The sequence below is a fragment of the Shewanella sedimentimangrovi genome (genome assembly GCF_017354965.1).
In the GTDB taxonomy this organism is placed as follows: Bacteria; Pseudomonadota; Gammaproteobacteria; order Enterobacterales; family Shewanellaceae; genus Shewanella; species Shewanella cyperi.
Genome location: NZ_CP071502.1, coordinates 3,029,175 through 3,045,024, shown reverse-complemented (window position 1 = coordinate 3,045,024; position 15,850 = coordinate 3,029,175). Strand labels below are relative to the sequence as shown.

At 57.0% G+C, this 15,850-nt stretch carries 20 protein-coding genes; 11 read left to right on the top strand and 9 right to left on the bottom strand.

The annotated features are described in order from the left end of the window. The first annotated feature begins 11 nt into the window (after window positions 1–11). The 3 genes from kdsA (at window position 12) to JYB85_RS13385 (ending at window position 2,153) form a co-directional block, all read left to right on the top strand. Window positions 12–860: a 3-deoxy-8-phosphooctulonate synthase gene (gene kdsA, locus JYB85_RS13395; RefSeq protein WP_207320475.1), complete on the top strand. Its 849-nt coding sequence runs from the start codon at window positions 12–14 to the stop codon at window positions 858–860. Window positions 861–946: 86 nt separating this feature from the next. After that, window positions 947–1,816 (top strand): DMT family transporter, encoded by an 870-nt coding sequence (locus tag JYB85_RS13390; protein ID WP_207379695.1) that lies wholly within the window; start codon window positions 947–949, stop codon window positions 1,814–1,816. Between the two features lie 91 nt (window positions 1,817–1,907). Next, window positions 1,908–2,153 carry a DUF2164 domain-containing protein gene (locus tag JYB85_RS13385; protein WP_207379694.1) on the top strand — a complete coding sequence of 82 codons (246 nt, stop codon included), beginning with the start codon at window positions 1,908–1,910 and terminating at the stop codon, window positions 2,151–2,153. Here JYB85_RS13385 and JYB85_RS13380 read toward each other — a convergent pair. Both JYB85_RS13380 and JYB85_RS13375 read right to left on the bottom strand, forming a co-directional pair. Next, window positions 2,122–3,048 carry a ketopantoate reductase family protein gene (locus tag JYB85_RS13380; RefSeq protein ID WP_228730107.1) on the bottom strand — a complete coding sequence of 309 codons (927 nt, stop codon included), beginning with the start codon at window positions 3,046–3,048 and terminating at the stop codon, window positions 2,122–2,124. The genes JYB85_RS13385 and JYB85_RS13380 overlap by 32 nt on opposite strands. Before the next feature lies 1 nt (window position 3,049). Next, a complete protein-coding gene (locus JYB85_RS13375) occupies window positions 3,050–3,409 on the bottom strand; it encodes a VanZ family protein (RefSeq protein WP_207379693.1) in 360 nt (119 codons plus the stop codon). A gap of 157 nt (window positions 3,410–3,566) precedes the next feature. Between JYB85_RS13375 and JYB85_RS13370 the strand changes: the two genes are divergently transcribed. Then, on the top strand, window positions 3,567–4,052 hold the full coding sequence (locus JYB85_RS13370) for a YajQ family cyclic di-GMP-binding protein (RefSeq protein WP_207379692.1): 486 nt from the start codon (window positions 3,567–3,569) through the stop codon (window positions 4,050–4,052). Here JYB85_RS13370 and JYB85_RS13365 read toward each other — a convergent pair. The 4 genes from JYB85_RS13365 to JYB85_RS13350 form a co-directional block, all read right to left on the bottom strand. Continuing rightward, window positions 4,049–5,458, bottom strand: coding sequence for an AmpG family muropeptide MFS transporter (locus tag JYB85_RS13365; protein WP_207379691.1), 1,410 nt, complete (start codon window positions 5,456–5,458; stop codon window positions 4,049–4,051). The genes JYB85_RS13370 and JYB85_RS13365 overlap by 4 nt on opposite strands. A gap of 123 nt (window positions 5,459–5,581) precedes the next feature. Then, on the bottom strand, window positions 5,582–5,908 hold the full coding sequence (locus tag JYB85_RS13360; protein ID WP_207320469.1) for a hypothetical protein: 327 nt from the start codon (window positions 5,906–5,908) through the stop codon (window positions 5,582–5,584). Window positions 5,909–5,996: 88 nt separating this feature from the next. Then, window positions 5,997–6,578, bottom strand: a complete 582-nt coding sequence (locus JYB85_RS13355) for a peptidylprolyl isomerase (RefSeq protein ID WP_207379690.1) — start codon at window positions 6,576–6,578, stop codon at window positions 5,997–5,999. 17 nt (window positions 6,579–6,595) lie between these two features. After that, entirely contained in the window at window positions 6,596–7,174 is a 579-nt protein-coding gene (locus tag JYB85_RS13350) for a YajG family lipoprotein (protein ID WP_207379689.1), read from the bottom strand. A gap of 193 nt (window positions 7,175–7,367) precedes the next feature. Here JYB85_RS13350 and JYB85_RS13345 point away from each other — a divergent pair, with 193 nt between their 5' ends. Both JYB85_RS13345 and JYB85_RS13340 read left to right on the top strand, forming a co-directional pair. Next, a complete protein-coding gene (locus tag JYB85_RS13345) occupies window positions 7,368–8,405 on the top strand; it encodes a DUF2804 domain-containing protein (RefSeq protein ID WP_228730106.1) in 1,038 nt (345 codons plus the stop codon). A gap of 23 nt (window positions 8,406–8,428) precedes the next feature. Beyond that, window positions 8,429–9,352: a sterol desaturase family protein gene (locus JYB85_RS13340; protein ID WP_207379688.1), complete on the top strand. Its 924-nt coding sequence runs from the start codon at window positions 8,429–8,431 to the stop codon at window positions 9,350–9,352. A gap of 3 nt (window positions 9,353–9,355) precedes the next feature. Here the strand turns inward: JYB85_RS13340 and rimK are convergent, their stop codons facing one another. Together rimK and JYB85_RS13330 are read right to left on the bottom strand one after the other, a co-directional pair. After that, window positions 9,356–10,261, bottom strand: coding sequence for a 30S ribosomal protein S6--L-glutamate ligase (gene rimK, locus JYB85_RS13335; RefSeq protein WP_207324389.1), 906 nt, complete (start codon window positions 10,259–10,261; stop codon window positions 9,356–9,358). Beyond that, a complete protein-coding gene (locus JYB85_RS13330; protein WP_207320464.1) occupies window positions 10,261–10,695 on the bottom strand; it encodes an ATP-dependent zinc protease family protein in 435 nt (144 codons plus the stop codon). Before JYB85_RS13330 ends, rimK begins: the two co-directional genes overlap by 1 nt. Before the next feature lie 141 nt (window positions 10,696–10,836). On the opposite strand from JYB85_RS13330, the gene grxB reads away from it, so the two are divergent. Continuing rightward, window positions 10,837–11,487: a glutaredoxin 2 gene (grxB, locus tag JYB85_RS13325; protein WP_207379687.1), complete on the top strand. Its 651-nt coding sequence runs from the start codon at window positions 10,837–10,839 to the stop codon at window positions 11,485–11,487. Window positions 11,488–11,563: 76 nt separating this feature from the next. On the opposite strand, the gene JYB85_RS13320 is transcribed toward grxB, so the two are convergent. Continuing rightward, on the bottom strand, window positions 11,564–12,700 hold the full coding sequence (locus tag JYB85_RS13320; protein WP_207379686.1) for a methyltransferase: 1,137 nt from the start codon (window positions 12,698–12,700) through the stop codon (window positions 11,564–11,566). A 65-nt stretch (window positions 12,701–12,765) separates the two neighbouring features. Between JYB85_RS13320 and JYB85_RS13315 the strand changes: the two genes are divergently transcribed. The 4 genes from JYB85_RS13315 to JYB85_RS13300 all read left to right on the top strand — a co-directional run bounded on the left by JYB85_RS13315 (window position 12,766) and on the right by JYB85_RS13300 (window position 15,789). Then, entirely contained in the window at window positions 12,766–13,383 is a 618-nt protein-coding gene (locus JYB85_RS13315) for an alpha-ketoglutarate-dependent dioxygenase AlkB family protein (RefSeq protein ID WP_207379685.1), read from the top strand. A gap of 86 nt (window positions 13,384–13,469) precedes the next feature. Beyond that, the gene (locus JYB85_RS13310) at window positions 13,470–13,772 is read left to right on the top strand and encodes a BolA family protein (protein ID WP_207379684.1); all 303 of its coding nucleotides are present in this window, start codon (window positions 13,470–13,472) and stop codon (window positions 13,770–13,772) included. Window positions 13,773–13,913: 141 nt separating this feature from the next. Next, on the top strand, window positions 13,914–14,417 hold the full coding sequence (locus JYB85_RS13305) for a TRAP transporter small permease subunit (RefSeq protein ID WP_207379683.1): 504 nt from the start codon (window positions 13,914–13,916) through the stop codon (window positions 14,415–14,417). 1 nt (window position 14,418) lies between these two features. After that, a complete protein-coding gene (locus tag JYB85_RS13300; RefSeq protein WP_207379682.1) occupies window positions 14,419–15,789 on the top strand; it encodes a TRAP transporter large permease in 1,371 nt (456 codons plus the stop codon). The last annotated feature ends 61 nt before the right edge of the window (window positions 15,790–15,850 follow it).

Below are 15,850 nucleotides of genomic sequence, written 5' to 3'. Positions count from 1 at the left end.
GTGAGGTGGTGATGAGTAATAAAACTATCCAGCTGGGCAACATTGCCATAGCCAACGACAAGCCCTTTGTGCTCTTTGGTGGCATGAACGTGCTTGAGTCCCGGGATCTGGCCATGAGCATCGCCGAGACCTATGCCGAGGTGACCCAGAAGCTGGGGATCCCCTATGTGTTCAAAGCCTCCTTTGACAAGGCCAACCGCTCATCGGTCAATTCCTATCGTGGTCCCGGCATGGAAGAAGGGCTGAAAATCTTCCAGGAGATCAAGGACACCTTCAAGCTGCCGCTGATCACCGATGTGCATGAACCCTATCAGTGCGCCCCCGTGGCCGAAGTGGTGGACATCATCCAGCTGCCGGCCTTTCTGGCGCGGCAAACGGATCTGGTGGTGGCCATGGCCAAGACAGGCGCCATTATCAACGTCAAGAAGCCGCAATTCCTGGCGCCTCACGAGATGCGCCACATCATCAAGAAGTTCAACGAGGCCGGTAACGACAAGATCATTCTCTGTGAGCGCGGAAGCTGCTTTGGTTACAACAACCTGGTGGTGGACATGCTGGGCATGGATGAGATGAAGCAGAGTGGTTATCCGGTGATCTTTGATGCCACCCACGCACTGCAGCGTCCGGGCGGGCGAGAAGAGTCCGCCGGTGGTCGACGTGCCCAGGCCACCGAGCTGGCCCGCTCCGGTATGGCGTTGGGTCTGGCGGGACTGTTTATCGAGGCCCATCCGGATCCGGACAATGCCAAGTGTGACGGCCCCTGCGCCCTGCCGCTGCACCAGCTGGAAGCCTATCTGACCCAGATGAAAGCGGTGGACGATTTGGTGAAATCTTTTCCAGCTCTGGATACCAGCAAATAAATCTCGGCCTTAGCCTGCTGTGATATGCTCAAACGCCCGGCTCAGCCGGGCGTTTTGTATTCAGCCTTTCTCCGGAGCAAGAGTTGATGTGGGTATTACTCACCCTGATGGCCGCCTTTATGCAGGCCTGGCGCAATGCATTCCAGAGCCGCTTAAGCCGCGAGGTGGGGGTGGTGGCCGTGACCCTGGCACGTTTTATTTTTGCCGCGCCGCTGGCGGGCTGTTATCTCGCTGCCCTCTATCTTTGGCAACCTGCGCCCATGCCCCAGGTTTCATCTGCAGCCATAGGCTATGTGTCCGGCGCGGCACTGGCGCAAATTCTTGCCACGGCGCTGATGGTGCGCCTGTTCAAGCTGCAAAACTATGCGGTCGGTGCGGGTCTTGCCAAAAGTGAGGCTTTGGTGGCCGCCATCCTTGGGATGTTGTTCTTCGGCACCCAACTGAGCTTGCTGGGTTGGGGCGGGGTATTGGTAGGCACTGCGGCGGTATTTCTGCTCAGCAATAAAGTTAGCGGCAGGCTGTCCCTGGGCACCTTGGGCCTGGGTCTTGCCTGCGGCACCAGCTTTGCGCTGACCTCCCTGTGGGTGCGCGAGGCGAGCCTGGCGCTGGCCCTGCCATTTCCTCACAGTGCAGCCTGGGTGCTGCTGGCGGTGATCCTGCTGCAGTGTTTGTTGCTGCTGGCTTATCTGCTGCTGTTCCAGCCCCATCAATTGCTGGCCCTGTGGCAAAGATGGCGCCTGACCCTAATCATCAGTGCCTGCAGTTGTCTGGGCTCCATTGGCTGGTTCAGTGCCATGTCGCTGACCGCCGTGCCATACGTCAAAACCCTGGGGCAGGTCGAAGTATTTTTCATGATGCTGGTGTCGCGATTTTTCCTGCGTGAGCCGGTGAAACGTGCCGAGCTGCTGGGCTTGGTGCTGATCGCTCTGGCGGCGATTCTGGTGATGTGGAATTAACCAGGAGTATTGGCAAGGGACCTTAATAAGGGGCTTAAACAAGGCACATTAACAAGGGACTTAAACAAGCGAAATGAACAAGGAGCAATAGATGGCAAAGATAGAGTTTCCGCCAGAGCAGAAGGCGCGCCTGGTGGCCAAGTTGCAAAGCTACCTGGACCGGGAGCTGGAGGTGGAGTTGGGCCAGTTTGATGCCGAATTTATGCTGGATTTTCTCGGACGTGAGTTTGGCGCATATTTTTATAACCAGGGCCTGCAGGATGCCCAGGCCATGATGCTGTCCCGTCTGGAGACAGTCTCCGAGGCTATCTGGGAGTTGGAGCAGCCGCTGGGCTAAGGGCGTTGATTCGGTTAACCAATTCCTGATTGACCGGCAGCGTCAGCCCATGGCGCTCGGCCAGGGTGAGCAGAAAGCCGTTGATGGCATCTATCTCGCTGCGCCGCCCTTGCGTCACATCCTGATACATGGAGGAAAAGTTGGCCGCGGTCAGCTCAATTACCTTGTAGATACGCTCCAGCAGCACTTTCCGATCCAGCCTTATGCCTTCGGCACCGGCCACCAGTAACAGTTCATCGACAATCGCACTTATGGTGGCCGTGAAACGCGGCTCGGCCAGTACGCCATTGTTGACCCGCTCCAGCGCCGTCAGCGGATTGATGGCGGCATTGACCGCCAGTTTGTGCCACAGGGCGGTTTCGATATCGTCACACCATTCACTGCCCGGCACTGTGAGCAGTCTTTGCCTGAGATCGTTGTCCAACTCAGGGCCACAGAAGTGGCCATATTGGGTCAGGCCTGTGCCTGTTTGCCGCACCTCAAAGGGGCCCAAACGCAGCGCGCCCTGGCTGGTGGTGCCGAGCAGCAGCCCTCGGCCGCCGAGCTTTGACTCCAGCGCCTTATGGGGGCCCATGCCGTTGTGCAGTAACAGCAACTGGCAATTATGGGGCAGTTTGTCGAGCAGACTGTCAACGGCCTCTTCCACCTGATAGGCCTTGAGGGTGACTATCAGCAGTCTCAGTCCCTTGAGGGCGTCCGGGGTGACATCTGAGAGGGCCAACATGGGCAGCTTAAGGGAATGCTGCTTATCGGCGCATTGCAGTTGTAAATGGCACTGGGGCTGGGTTTCGCGGCCTATCAGTAACAGCTGGTCCGGCAACAGCTTGTCGCCACCGAGCTGGTGCGCCAGCAGTTGGCCAATGGCCCCCGGGCCCAGAATGGCGATATCGGCCAAGTTACTGCTCCAGCTGCGCTGCGCGGCGATAGCGCTGGTACAGCCACAGACAAATGTAGAAGGCGAGTACGCCGGCCATATCGGCTGCCATGTCGCCCCAGGAGGCGCTGCGGTAGGGCAGACGGGATTGCACCGCCTCAATCAGGCCGGCATAGGCGCCTAGTGCCAACGTCAGTTGCGGCCAGTTGGGTCTGAACGCCAATTGGGTCAGCCAGGCGAGCAGGAAAAAGCTGCCGAAATGACCAATCTTGTCGATATTGGGGATGGTTTGCGGGTAGTTGGGCTTGGAAAAAACCAGGTAGCTTATCCCCAGCAGGGCGAGCAGCAGGACCCATTTGAAAAATGTCTGGCTGTTGTTCACAAATACGGTTCATCAGGGAGACTCTGGCGGTCATGATAGGGAAATGTGCGGTCGCTGTCATTGAAAATTCGATGGCTGTGGGCACTGCACGGCTACACACTTTGGCCTTCAGGGGCTACACTATCGCCGGTTTGTGAATAACAGGGTAAAGAGAGCCATGCCTTCATTTGATATCGTTTCCGAAGTAGATGCGGTGGAGCTGAAAAACGCCGTGGAAAACACCCGCCGTGAAATGGACAGTCGTTTTGACTTCCGTGGCGTCGAGTATGCGGTGGATTTCAAAGACTTCGTTGTGATTCTCAAGTCAGAGTCGGACTTCCAGTGCAAGCAGATGGTGGACATACTGCGGGGCCAGCTGGCCAAGCGCAATGTGGATGCCAAGGCAATGGATGTGGAAGACAAGATAGTGCACACAGGCAAGACCTTCGCCCTGAACGTCAAGTTCAAACAGGGCATTGAGCAGGATGTGGCCAAGAAGCTGGTCAAGCTTATCAAGGACAGCAAGGTCAAGGTTCAGGCGCAGATCCAGGGTGACTCGGTGCGGGTTACCGGCAAGAAGCGCGACGATTTGCAGGCCATCATGGCCCTGGCCCGTGGTGCCGAGTTGGGCCAGCCGTTTCAGTTCAACAACTTCCGCGATTAAGCACAGTCCTGGTTGCTCACCTCGGTTTCATCCCCGGCCCGCTTCTGCGGGCCGTGTTTTTGTACCAGCCACACCAGCAGCAATACCGGCAGGCCGATAAGACTGGCGCTGACAAAGAAGTTCACATAGCCATAGGCATCAACCCAGGCGCCGGAAAAGCCGGCAATAAACTTGGGAAACAGCAGCATAATGGATGACAGCAGCGCGTATTGGGTGGCGCTGTAGCCCGAGCTGGTCAGTCCCGACAGGTAGGCGATAAAGGCCGCCGTGGCTATGCCGGCACTGAAGTTGTCCACTGAAATGGCGAAGGTCAGCAGGGGCACGTTATGGCCCACCATCGCCTGCAGGGCAAACAGCAGATTGGTGGTGGCCACCAGCAGGGCACCCAGGAAGAGGATTTTCATGGTGCCGTAGCGGGCCAGCAGCACGCCGCCAAAGGCCGAGCCCACCAGGGTCATGATCAGCCCATATACCTTGCTGATAAAGGCGATTTCCTCCTTGGAAAAGCCCATATCGACGTAGAACACATTGGCCATGATCCCCATGACTATGTCGGAGATCCGGTAGCAGGAAATCAGTGCCAGGATCAGCAATGCATGCCAGCCGAAGCGGCGGAAAAAGTCGATAAAGGGCAGGGCCACGGCTCGGTACAGCCAGGCACCGGCCCGCGCCATCAGGGGATTGCAGTTTGCGCTCAAGTGGGCGCGCATTGCCAGCTCTTCATCACTGGCCTGATGGGTGTCGGTCACCGGCTCTTTCGCCAGCAGGGTGGTGATGATGCCAATGCCCATCAATAGCGCCATCACCAGATAAGCGGTTTGCCAGTTGGCCAAATGGTAGCTGTCATCTCCGGGGGATACCCAGGCCGCTATGCTGAGCGCGCCGGCGGTGGCCACTATCATGGCGCTGCGGTAGCCCAGTTGGTAGGCGGCGGCGAGGGCCGCCTGCATATTTTCCGGTGCCGATTCGATACGAAAGGCATCTATCACTATGTCCTGGGTGGCCGAGGAGAAAGCCACCAGCAGGGCAAAGATCACCAGATGATTGAGGTGTGTCAGGGGATCGCTCATGGACATGCCGATGATGGCCGACACCAGGATAAGTTGCGAGAACAGCATCCAGCCCCGGCGGCGCCCAAGCCAGCGGGAAAACAGCGGTAGTGGCATTCTGTCCACCAAAGGTGACCAGAGCCATTTGAAGGCATAGGCCAGGGCAATCCAGCTGAAATACCCTATGGCGGTTCTGTCTATGCCCGCTTCCCTGAGCCAGAAGGACAGGGTGGAGAACACCAGCATCAGTGGCAAACCGGCGGAAAAGCCCAGAGACAACATGACGAGCACCCGCTTATGGCGGTAGACGGACAGGGCATCCCGACAGCGGGACCAGGTGTGGGCAACGGGGGACATGGCGACCATGGCAAGCAAATGATGGCCTAGGATAACCGAATACCGCAGCAGTTTTCCAAGTACCTGTTAGAAAAAGACCCGCCGTTGCCGGCGGGTCTTGGGGACAGCAGGGTGAATGCGGTATCAGCCGGGGCGAACCCCGTGACAGCCAGATGGCAACTGACCACCAATGCTGAGGTATTCACAACAATCCTGGATCTGCCTGCGCAGAAACTGATTGCCACGGATCACCCAGTCGGGCCAGCGATCGAAGCTGTGCATCAGATACCAGAACACCCGTTCCACATCGGATTGCGCTTCGCCCTGGGGATTGAGCTGTTGCCATTCCTCCAGGGTATCCCATAAATACAGCTGGATTTCGCGGTACTCAAGCTGGTCACTCAAGAATGCTCGTCCATACTGAGCCAGTTGGGGCGCTTTGCTGTCGATGAATGCAGATGTCTCTGTCATCGTATCGCCTCCTTTTTGTAGCAATTCCAGTATAGACAGCAAATCCGAGTCTATGCTCAAATTTTTTAAGGCCGGGGTCGCCAAATTTTTATGGGCGGGGCAGCAAAGTGGCGCGTTTGAGTATCACAGGGGTGACCGGTACATCGGGCCAGCCCAGCTTGGCATTGTTTTCTGTGGGCACCAACGCCATGGCCTGCAGCACGTCGGCGCCTTCCACCACCTCACCGAACACGGCATAGCCCCAACGGCGCTTGGACGGATTAAGCTTGGTGTTGTCGGCCACGTTGAAATAAAACTGGCGGGTGGCTGAATGGGGTTCATTTTCCCGCGCCATGGCTATGGTGCCAAAGGCGTTGGACAGGCCGTTGCCGGATTCATTGACTATAGGCTTGTCTTCTTTTTTCTCTTCCAGTTTCAGATCCAGACCACCGCCCTGAACCACGAAATCGGGGATGATGCGGTGAAAAACCGTGTTGTCGTATTCGCCCTTCACCACATAGGTGAGAAAGTTATCCACTGTGATCGGCGCGCGGGTGCGGTCAAGTTCCACCACTATCTTGCCCATGCTGGTGTCCAGCTCAACCCTGGGGTACAGGGTGTCCGGTTGAATATCTATGGCATTGGCGAAACTGGCTGAAGCCGCCAGCCACAGTGCGAGTATCCATTTCATGGCTTTTCCTTATTTTATCAGCGGGTTAAAAATTGGTGCAGCTCAGAGTCGTTGAGTATGTCGGCACTGAGCTTGGTGATCAGCTTATTCATGTCCAGTTCAAGCGTAGCGAAGTCGGCACTGAAGGGACCCTTGAGGGTGCCGCGGGCCGTGTAGCGTTTGCTGAAATACTGCTGCTCATTGCCGCCGCCGGGACGGCGAAAGGCCATCACGCTGATCACCAGATTGCTGTTGGCTTCAAAGCCGAAGGTGCCTTCGTTGACATCGGTCAGCAACTGCTCCAGTTGGAATTCGACGCTGGTGTCAGAGCCGGCGCCTATCTGATAACCGGCCTTGGTCAGCCCCTGGCGCAGCAAGTCCTCTATCTGGGCTCTCGGTGGTTCACCCGGGGCCACCAGTCTGGCGGCCTTACCGTCTTCGTTGATGCGGACAATAAAATTGGCCTTGCGGGTGTCAACCGTGCTCAGGCTCACTACCTGACCCACAGCCACAGGCGAGACAGCGGGCAGTTCCGGACTCAGGGCAATGTAAGAAGGTTGACTTGCACAACCGGCGAGCAGCACGGCGGCGAACAGGGCGGGAAGAGTGACTTTCATGAAAATCCTTATGGGCCGGCAAATAAATTGGCATCAGGATACCAGATTTGCTTCAGGCTTCCAGCGTGGGGCAGTAATAGCCATTTGCAGCATATTTTTAACATTTGTAGCTTGAGGGGCTTCAATCCACCTTTGTGACGGGTTAGAGTTATCATTCGATTTTGAAACCGCCAGGTAAAAGGACGACAGGATTGTGACCGCAGCGCACACTTTGGTGACCCATGAACAGCTGGATTGCCTGCTGAGCAAGGAAGGCAGGCCGAAGTTTGGCCACTTTGATCTGCCACCACGTACCTTGGGCTGTGCCGGTTATCCACTGCACAACGAGATGGACAGGCCTGTGTCGCGCCTGGGACGACATTTCAGCTTCAAACAATTCGAATTTGTTGCCATCCATACCCCAAGATATGTGCTGGGGCTGGCGATAGCCGATATTCGCTACCTTGGCAGCGGCTTTTGTTATCTCTATGACAAAACTGCCGCCAAGCTGTACCAGAAGCAGTGGCTGCGGCCGCCTGTGGCAAGCTACCAGCTTGCCGAGTCGCCCTGGCAGGGAGAGAGCGCCATGGGGCCGGTGCGCTTTTACCGCGACCAGGGCCTGTGGCGGGTGCAGTTGGATACGGATATCCAAGGTCGGCCGGTGAAGGCCGAACTGGAGCTCAGGCCCTTACCGCTCAGTTTACCCATGGCCCTGTGCAGCCCCACGGGCTACAGCGGCTGGACCTATACCCAGAAACACAATGCCCTGACGGTTGGCGGCAGCCTCACAGTCAATCACGAACCCCAACCCCTGGGGCGGGCGCTGGCGGGATACGATTTTTCGGCGGGCTATATGCGCCGGGAAACCAGTTGGCGTTGGGCCTCCATTAACGCCTGGCTCGGTGAGCATACCCTGGGGCTCAATTTGGCGGCCGGGGTCAACGAAACCGGCTCCAGTGAAAACGTGCTCTGGCTCGACGGTGTGCGTCAGCACCTGTCGCCGGTGCATTTCGACTTTGATCGTCATGTCGGGGAGGACGGTTTATGGCGCATCTGGTCCGAACGCAGCGAGCTGGAACTCAGTTTCCGCCCCGATGCCTGTCGCAAGGAAAAGCTCAATCTTGGGCTGCTGAAGAGCAACTTCCGTCAATACCTGGGCCATTTCGACGGCTGGGTGGTCGATACCCAGGGCAAGAAACATCAACTCAAGGCGGTGCCCGGACTCACGGAAGATCACTTCGCCAAATGGTAATCACACGCAAGGAATCCTGAATCATGGGCCTCGAAACTCTGGTATCCCACCCGGAATTTTTACTGCTGGCGCTGGCGCCGGTGTTCTTTCTCTTTATAGCCCTGGAGTGGTATCTGGGGGACGTTCGCGGCCGCCTGCCGGCCAGCGCCCGTTACCGTTTGCCGGAAGTGCTGTGTAACTTATCCCTGGCCGGTATGCACCAGGGGGCGGATCTGCTGGCCGGGCTCGCCATCGCCAAGCTGTACCTGTGGCTCTTTGGCTGGCGTTTGTTTGATATCGACATGAATTGGCAAAGCTTTTTACTGCTGTTGCTGGCCCAGGATTTTTGCTACTACTGGTTTCACCGCGCCAGCCACAGGGTGCGCTGGATGTGGGCGGCCCACGTGGCCCATCACAGCTCGGAAAACATGAATTTTTCCACCGCCTTTCGCCAGAGCATGCTGTATCCGCTGGCGGGCATGTGGATGTTTTGGATTCCCTTGGTGATCATAGGTTTCGATCCCGCCTGGGTGGTGTTTTCCGTGTTGGCGAGTCTGGGATTCCAGTTCTTTGTCCATACCCAGCTGGTGGGCAAATTGGGCTGGCTTGAGTCGCTGTTCAATACCCCGTCCCACCACAGGGTGCACCATGGCAGCAATCCCCAATACATAGACAAGAATTATGCCGGGGTGCTAATCATCTGGGACAGGTTGTTCTGCACCTTTGAACCTGAAATCGAAACCGTGCGCTATGGCATCACCAAGCCGGTGAACAGCTTCAATCCGCTTAAGGTTACCTTCGGCGAGGCCCGCGACATGCTGCGTGAGGCCTGTGCCCCGGATCTCAGCCTGAAGCAGCGCGGGCGTCTGCTGTTTGCGCCGCCCGCTGCCGCTGTCGTCGAGAACAGTGCCACAGGCGCTGAAAATAGTGGCAGCACCGAAGTGACGGCTGCACCCGACAGGGGCTGAAACTCAGCCGGTGCCCCGGGTTTTGGTGTTGTGGTGGGTTTGATGGGCCTCGATAAAGCCGATGATCTTGCCGGCCACGTCTATGCCGGTGGCCTCCTCTATGCCCTTGAGGCCGGGTGAGGAATTCACCTCCATCACCAGGGGGCCGTGCATGGAGCGCAGTATGTCGACCCCGGCCACGTTCAATCCCATGGTTTTGGCTGCCCGCACGGCGGTGGAGCGCTCCTCCGGCGTCAGCTTGACCAGGGTGGCGGTGCCGCCCCGGTGCAGGTTGGAGCGAAATTCCCCGGCGATAGCCTGGCGTTTCATGGCGGCGATGACCTTGTCACCAATCACGAAGCAGCGTATGTCAGCCCCGCCGGCTTCGGCTATGTATTCCTGCACCATGATGTTGGCCTTGAGCCCCATAAAGGCTTCGATCACGCTTTCCGCCGCCTTGCGGGTTTCGGCCAGCACCACGCCTATGCCCTGGGTCCCCTCCAGCAATTTAATGACGCAGGGGGCGCCACCCACCATTTGCAGCAGATCCGGCACATCCGCCGGCTTGCTGGCAAAGCCCGTGACCGGCAAGCCGATGTTTTTACGTGACAAAAGCTGCAACGAACGCAGCTTGTCGCGGGAGCGGGTGATGGCGACGGATTCATTCAGGGGTTGCACCCCCATCATCTCAAACTGTCGCAGCACGGCGGTGCCGTAGAAGGTCACCGAGGCACCAATGCGCGGGATCACGGCGTCGAACTGCGGCAACACCTCGCCCTTGGCATGTATGCTGGGGGATTTCATATTGATGTTCATGTAGCAGGTGAGGGGATCGATCACCAGAACCTCATGGTCCCGTTTCCGGGCTGCCTCCACCAGGCGGCTGGTGGAATAAAGATTTTTATTGCGGGATAGAATGGCAATTCGCATCAGTCTACTCCTGTTAAATAGGATGCCGCCGGATCCACCAGGAAGCGGCCATTGAGGGCTCTTCTGCCCAGCAACATGCGAAAACGCATGTTGTCGCGCCGGCTCAGCGTCAGCTCCAGTTCGAACTGATGGGCGCCCAATACCAGGCAGGTTTTGATCACATACCTCAGCTGTTTGTGGCCGCCGGAGTCAGTGACCAGGCGCCTGTCATGGACCGGAAACTCACAACGCACCGCGCGGGAGGATTTCTGTTCCGGATGGAGCCAGATCTCAACCCACTTAACCTTGTCACGGTAAAAAGGCTTGATTTTAAAGGCGTGCAGGCAAGAGGTTTTGGCGCCGGTATCTATTTTGATCTTGACCCTTTCATTGCCCACGTCCGGAAGTATGCCCCATTCACGCCAGCCTATGACCGGAAGTGAAGCTGCTGTCATGGTTCATCCTGTTGGAAGAAACGTGCACTGTTAAGGATAGTTGATGGGGCCCAGTGCCGCGATCAGTTCGCCCCCTATGTCCGCGGCGTGAAAATCGGGTAAGCTTTGGGCCATTCGCCCAAGGCTTGCCAAGGAAACTCAATGAAGCTGTTTGTGTTTGAACATTGCCCTTACTGTGTTCGCGCCATGATGCTGGTGGGATTTAAGGGACTGAAAGTCGAAAAAGAAATTCTGCAAAATGACGATGTGGACGCCCGTGTTGCCATGGTCGGTGCCAATATGGTGCCGATTCTGCAAAAAGCCGATGGCAGCTTTATGGGCGAAAGTCTGGATATAGTGGCCTATCTGGATGCTATTGATGGCAAACTTGTGTTGAGTGATGCGGAGCATGAAGAGGTCATCAAGGCCTGGCAGGGGAGCGTAAGTTTCTATGCCAATCGCCTTATCTATCCCCGCACAGTGCGTTTGGGGCTGCCGGAATATGCCACTCAAGCCGCCATAGATTTCTACATCGAGAAAAAGAGTGCCCTGATTGAGATGAGCTTTGATGATGCGCTGGCCCACAGCGCGGACTATATCGCCAATCTGGAACCCCTGTTGTCCCACCTTGAATTTATCGCCTTGCCATCGGAGCGGGATGACAGCCTGGGATACGACGACATACTGCTGTTCCCAACCCTGCGCAATCTGACCATGGTCGCAGGACTTGAGTTCCCCCACAGAGTGCGGCGCTATATAGACGAAGTGGCACGTTTGACCCATGTTCGCCTGTTCGATGATGCCGCCCTTTAAGGGGAGTGTGTAAGGGGACAGTGCGATAAAAAAAGGGACCTGCCAGGGTCCCTTTTTTATTGGCGTCTTAAAGTTCTCAGCGCCACGCTTGCAGTATGACAAATTTGCCATTGCTGGCGACGGTTTTGCAGTTGCCAAACAGCCGCTTGAGTTTGATGTGATAGCCTAAATGGCGGTTGCCCACCACCTGCAGCAGACCACCGGGCTTGAGGCGTCGTTTGGCGTCGTTGAACATCTGCCAGGCGATATGGTCCGTGATGGCTTCACCCTGATGGAAGGGCGGGTTGCAGAGGATGAGATCGGCGCTGATGCTCTCATCCAGGTGACTGAGGCAATCATCCCAGTGGAAGTGGCCCTTGTCCTTGAATCCGTTGGCCTTCCAGTTGGCCTCGGCACTGGCGACGGCCATTTCGGACTCATCGACAAAATGTACCTGGGCCTCAGGGTATAACTGCGCGGCCCGCAGACCCAAGACCCCGTTACCACATCCAAGATCGATGACCGACGTAAAATTGTCCGTCGGCATGTGTTCCAGCATCAGACGTGCACCAATGTCGAGCTTGCTCGCTGCAAACACATTGCTGAGGTTGGAGAGGGTGAGATCATATTCGGGAACCGACCAGCGGCTGATGCTCAATGGCGGCCGTGGCTTGCCGTCGGCAACGACGGTGATGATTCGGGTCTTTTTCCACGCCAGGCTTGCCTGGGCAGGGCCCAGATGGCTGCCGATATTCTCCAGCAGCGCCTTGTTGATGGACTTGGCCTTGGCACCGATAAGCACCCGGGTGCCGGTCGGTAACAGCCCGGACAACTGCTGCAGCTGGTCGGCCAGAAAGTTCAGGTTTTTTGGCAGCTTGGCGAGTACCAATCCCGGGACGGGCAAGCTGGCCAGCTCACGGCTGGCATGAAAACCTGTGTTTCCCGGCGCCAGGTCATTGAGAGTCAGGTTGGCCTGGGCTCCCAAATGGCCGGTGCGGGCATCGGAGCAAAACAGCAGCTCGGTCTCGGGCCAGCGCTGTTTAAGGGCACAACAGAGGGCGCCGAAGCTGTCGTTCAGCAGCATCACTGGCCCCTTCGGCAATTCCCCTGCTTCGCAAAGGTGTTGCAGCAGATGCTCGTCGGCAGCATCCCAGGCCTGCAGGTTGGCATCGGCCGTTTCAGGATAACGACGCAGTTGCATTTCGATACCGGCGGCTGAAAATCGGGTGGTCATATGGCAAAGTAACAGATGAGCAAAGCGGGGATTATCGCAGATCCCAACCACAGAGGCGATGGTAAATGTTAAAGGGAGTGCAACTGGATTTTGGCCTGGGTGATGTCGAGATGCCGCCCATGACCTATATTCCGGGATTTCTCGACCAGGCAAGACAGGATGCGTTGTGGGCCGAGGCCGGCAGGTATCCCTTCGATAGTCCGTCGATTAGAGTCTACGGCAAGTGGCACCCCATTCCCAGGCAGCAGGTGTGGTTTGCCGATCCCGGCTGCGACTATGTCTATTCTTCGCTGCTGGTAAAGGCCTTGCCCTGGCCGCCGCTGGCGGCGAGGCTTCGGGCCAAGCTGGCGCGGGAGCTGGGTTTTGTCAGCAACGGTGTGCTGGTCAACCGCTATCGCAGCGGAGAGGATGCCATGGGCTTTCACAGCGACGACGAACCCGAGCTGGTGCCCGGCAGTGATATAGCTTCCATCACCCTCGGGGCCAGCCGTGAGTTTGTGCTCAAGGACAAGCTCACGGGGCGGCGGCTGAGCCTGATACTGAACAGCGGCGATCTGCTGCTGATGCATCATCCCATGCAGCAGCATTGGCAACACGGCCTGCCCAGATGCAAGGGCGTCGGCGAGCGGCTGAACTTCACCTTTCGTCTGCTTACCCCGGGATTTCACGGCACTGTTAATTGATCAGCTGATTGACCGGCACGATTGACCGGTAAGAATGACGGCAGTAACCTTGCGCACATACCAAGCCTCAAATTGCGGAACAGAAAATGTCTTTAGCCCAAATCATTGAAGCCAAGCTGACCCAGGCACTGGCGCCCACCCATCTTGAGGTGAACAACGAGAGCCACATGCACAATGTGCCACCCAATTCAGAGACCCATTTCAAGGTGATAGTGGTCAGTGAGCATTTCAGTGGCCAGCGACTGTTGGCTCGCCACCGTGCGGTTAACCAGACCCTGGCTGACGAGCTGGCCGGCGGCGTTCACGCGCTGGCGATGCACACTTATACCCCCGAAGAATGGCAGGCCCAGGGGGCGGCCCCCGACTCGCCTAAGTGCCGCGGCGGTTGAACCGGCAGCTGTGATATGACAAACCACGCTCAGGCGTGGTTTTTTTATGTACAGCCGACAATCCACAGTGCTTAACGGCTGTTTATTCATTGTGTTTTTTCTGTTATCAATAGGTTGCGATTTTTACGGATAACAAGAGCAATGAAACACTTAATTGAATGGGCCGAGGCGCTGACCGAAGGTTGCGGCCGGCTTGCGGGTTGGTGCAGCCTGGCTATTTTGCTGTTGACCCTGACCGTGGTGCTGTTGCGCTACGTATTTGGCATCGGCGCCACCGCCATCCAGGAAACGGCCCTTTATCTGCACGGCGCCATTTTTACCCTGGCCGCCGGTTTTACCCTCAAACGTGACGCCCATGTGCGGGTTGATGTTTTCTATCGCCGTTTTTCGGCCCGCAGTCAGTGCTGGATTGATTTTCTCGGCACCCTGCTGTTCCTATTCCCCCTGGCGCTGACCATTTTCGGTTTCAGTTGGGGTTATGTGTTGGGCGCTTGGCGCATTCACGAATCCTCGGTGGAGGCCGGTGGCCTGGCTTATGTCTACCTGCAAAAATCCCTGCTGCTGGTGCTGTCCACCAGTCTGGTACTGGAGGGACTGGCTCAGCTGTATCGCAAGGGCATCAGCCTGAAGCGGGGGGAATATTGATATGGCGCTGGCATTGTTTGCTGTTATTTGTCTGGTGCTGATGCTGGGGTACCCCGTGGCCCTGACTCTGGGGGGGACGGCACTGCTGTTTGCTTTTATTGCCAGTCTGTTTGGCGAATTTGACCTCAGCCTGCTGGGGCTGCTGCCGAACCGCATTTATGGGGTGCTTAACAACGGCATCCTGATGGCGGTACCCCTGTTCGTGTTTATGGGCGTGGTGCTGGAAAAATCCCGGGTGGCCGAACAGTTGCTGACCACCATGGCGGCGCTGTTTGGTCGTTTGCGTGGTGGGCTTATCTTCAGCGTGTTTTTTGTTGGCATGTTGCTGGCGGCCAGTACCGGCATTGTGGGCGCCACAGTGGTTACCATGGGGCTGATGTCGCTGCCGACCCTGCTTAAACGTGGCTATTCCGCGGAATTCAGCGCCGGTGCCATTTGTGCCACCGGAACTTTGGGGCAGATTATCCCACCCTCCATCGCCCTGGTGCTGCTGGGAGATGTGCTGTCCAATGCCTATCAGCAGGCACAGCTGAAAATGGGGATCTTCAATCCCAAGTCGGTGTCCGTCGGTGATCTGTTCGCCGGTGCCCTGATCCCCGGGCTGCTGTTGGTGCTGCTGTATGTGCTGTATACGGCATTGATGCTCTGGTGGCGGCCAAACGCCTTTGGCAAAACGGAAGAGGCCAATGGGGCTGAGGCCATATCGTGGGGCCAGGTGCTGACGGCACTGCTGCCGCCCATGCTGCTGATTTTTTTGGTATTGGGGTCAATTCTGTTTGGCATAGCCACCCCCACCGAGGCCGCATCCGTTGGCGCCGGTGGTGCTCTGGTCATTGCCCTTATCAAGGGACAGCTGTGTCGGCGGGTGCTGGGTGAGGTGATGCACGCGACGGTCAAGATCACCTCCATGGTGTTTTTGATCCTCATTGGTGCCTCGGTGTTTTCCCTGGTGTTTCGCGGTCTTGGCGGTGAGGAGCTTATCCATCAGTTGTTTTCCAATATGCCCGGTGGCGTGATTGGCGCGACAGTCTTGGTGATGCTGGTGATCTTCCTGCTCGGCTTCATTCTCGACTTTATCGAGATCACTTTTGTGGTGGTGCCGCTGGTGGCGCCGATTTTACTGGCAATGGGGCTGGACCCCGTGTGGCTTGGGATAATGATCGCCATTAACCTGCAGACCTCGTTTTTGACCCCGCCCTTTGGTTTTGCACTCTTTTATCTGCGGGGTGTGGCAGGGCAGATGGTCAGCAGTGCCCAGATTTATCGCGGTGTGGTGCCCTTTGTCGCCATACAACTCTTGTTGCTCTTGGTGCTCAGCCTGTGGCCTGCACTTGCCACTTGGTTGCCGGAAGTGATTTATGGTCAGGGCTGAGTCCCCTGACAAAATGGAAAAGGAGTCGTTTGTATGAAATTCAGGATAGGGGCGGCATTGC

Excerpts from the sequence above, each read along its gene's own strand:
- kdsA (WP_207320475.1), top strand. The coding sequence starts at position 12 with ATGAGTAATAAAACTATCCAGCTGGGCAACATTGCCATAGCCAACGAC.
- JYB85_RS13390 (WP_207379695.1), top strand. The coding sequence starts at position 947 with ATGTGGGTATTACTCACCCTGATGGCCGCCTTTATGCAGGCCTGGCGC.
- JYB85_RS13385 (WP_207379694.1), top strand. The coding sequence starts at position 1,908 with ATGGCAAAGATAGAGTTTCCGCCAGAGCAGAAGGCGCGCCTGGTGGCC.
- JYB85_RS13370 (WP_207379692.1), top strand. The coding sequence starts at position 3,567 with ATGCCTTCATTTGATATCGTTTCCGAAGTAGATGCGGTGGAGCTGAAA.
- JYB85_RS13365 (WP_207379691.1), bottom strand. The coding sequence starts at position 5,458 with ATGTCCCCCGTTGCCCACACCTGGTCCCGCTGTCGGGATGCCCTGTCC.
- JYB85_RS13360 (WP_207320469.1), bottom strand. The coding sequence starts at position 5,908 with ATGACAGAGACATCTGCATTCATCGACAGCAAAGCGCCCCAACTGGCT.
- JYB85_RS13355 (WP_207379690.1), bottom strand. The coding sequence starts at position 6,578 with ATGAAATGGATACTCGCACTGTGGCTGGCGGCTTCAGCCAGTTTCGCC.
- JYB85_RS13350 (WP_207379689.1), bottom strand. The coding sequence starts at position 7,174 with ATGAAAGTCACTCTTCCCGCCCTGTTCGCCGCCGTGCTGCTCGCCGGT.
- JYB85_RS13340 (WP_207379688.1), top strand. The coding sequence starts at position 8,429 with ATGGGCCTCGAAACTCTGGTATCCCACCCGGAATTTTTACTGCTGGCG.
- rimK (WP_207324389.1), bottom strand. The coding sequence starts at position 10,261 with ATGCGAATTGCCATTCTATCCCGCAATAAAAATCTTTATTCCACCAGC.
- JYB85_RS13330 (WP_207320464.1), bottom strand. The coding sequence starts at position 10,695 with ATGACAGCAGCTTCACTTCCGGTCATAGGCTGGCGTGAATGGGGCATA.
- grxB (WP_207379687.1), top strand. The coding sequence starts at position 10,837 with ATGAAGCTGTTTGTGTTTGAACATTGCCCTTACTGTGTTCGCGCCATG.
- JYB85_RS13320 (WP_207379686.1), bottom strand. The coding sequence starts at position 12,700 with ATGACCACCCGATTTTCAGCCGCCGGTATCGAAATGCAACTGCGTCGT.
- JYB85_RS13315 (WP_207379685.1), top strand. The coding sequence starts at position 12,766 with ATGTTAAAGGGAGTGCAACTGGATTTTGGCCTGGGTGATGTCGAGATG.
- JYB85_RS13310 (WP_207379684.1), top strand. The coding sequence starts at position 13,470 with ATGTCTTTAGCCCAAATCATTGAAGCCAAGCTGACCCAGGCACTGGCG.
- JYB85_RS13305 (WP_207379683.1), top strand. The coding sequence starts at position 13,914 with ATGAAACACTTAATTGAATGGGCCGAGGCGCTGACCGAAGGTTGCGGC.
- JYB85_RS13300 (WP_207379682.1), top strand. The coding sequence starts at position 14,419 with ATGGCGCTGGCATTGTTTGCTGTTATTTGTCTGGTGCTGATGCTGGGG.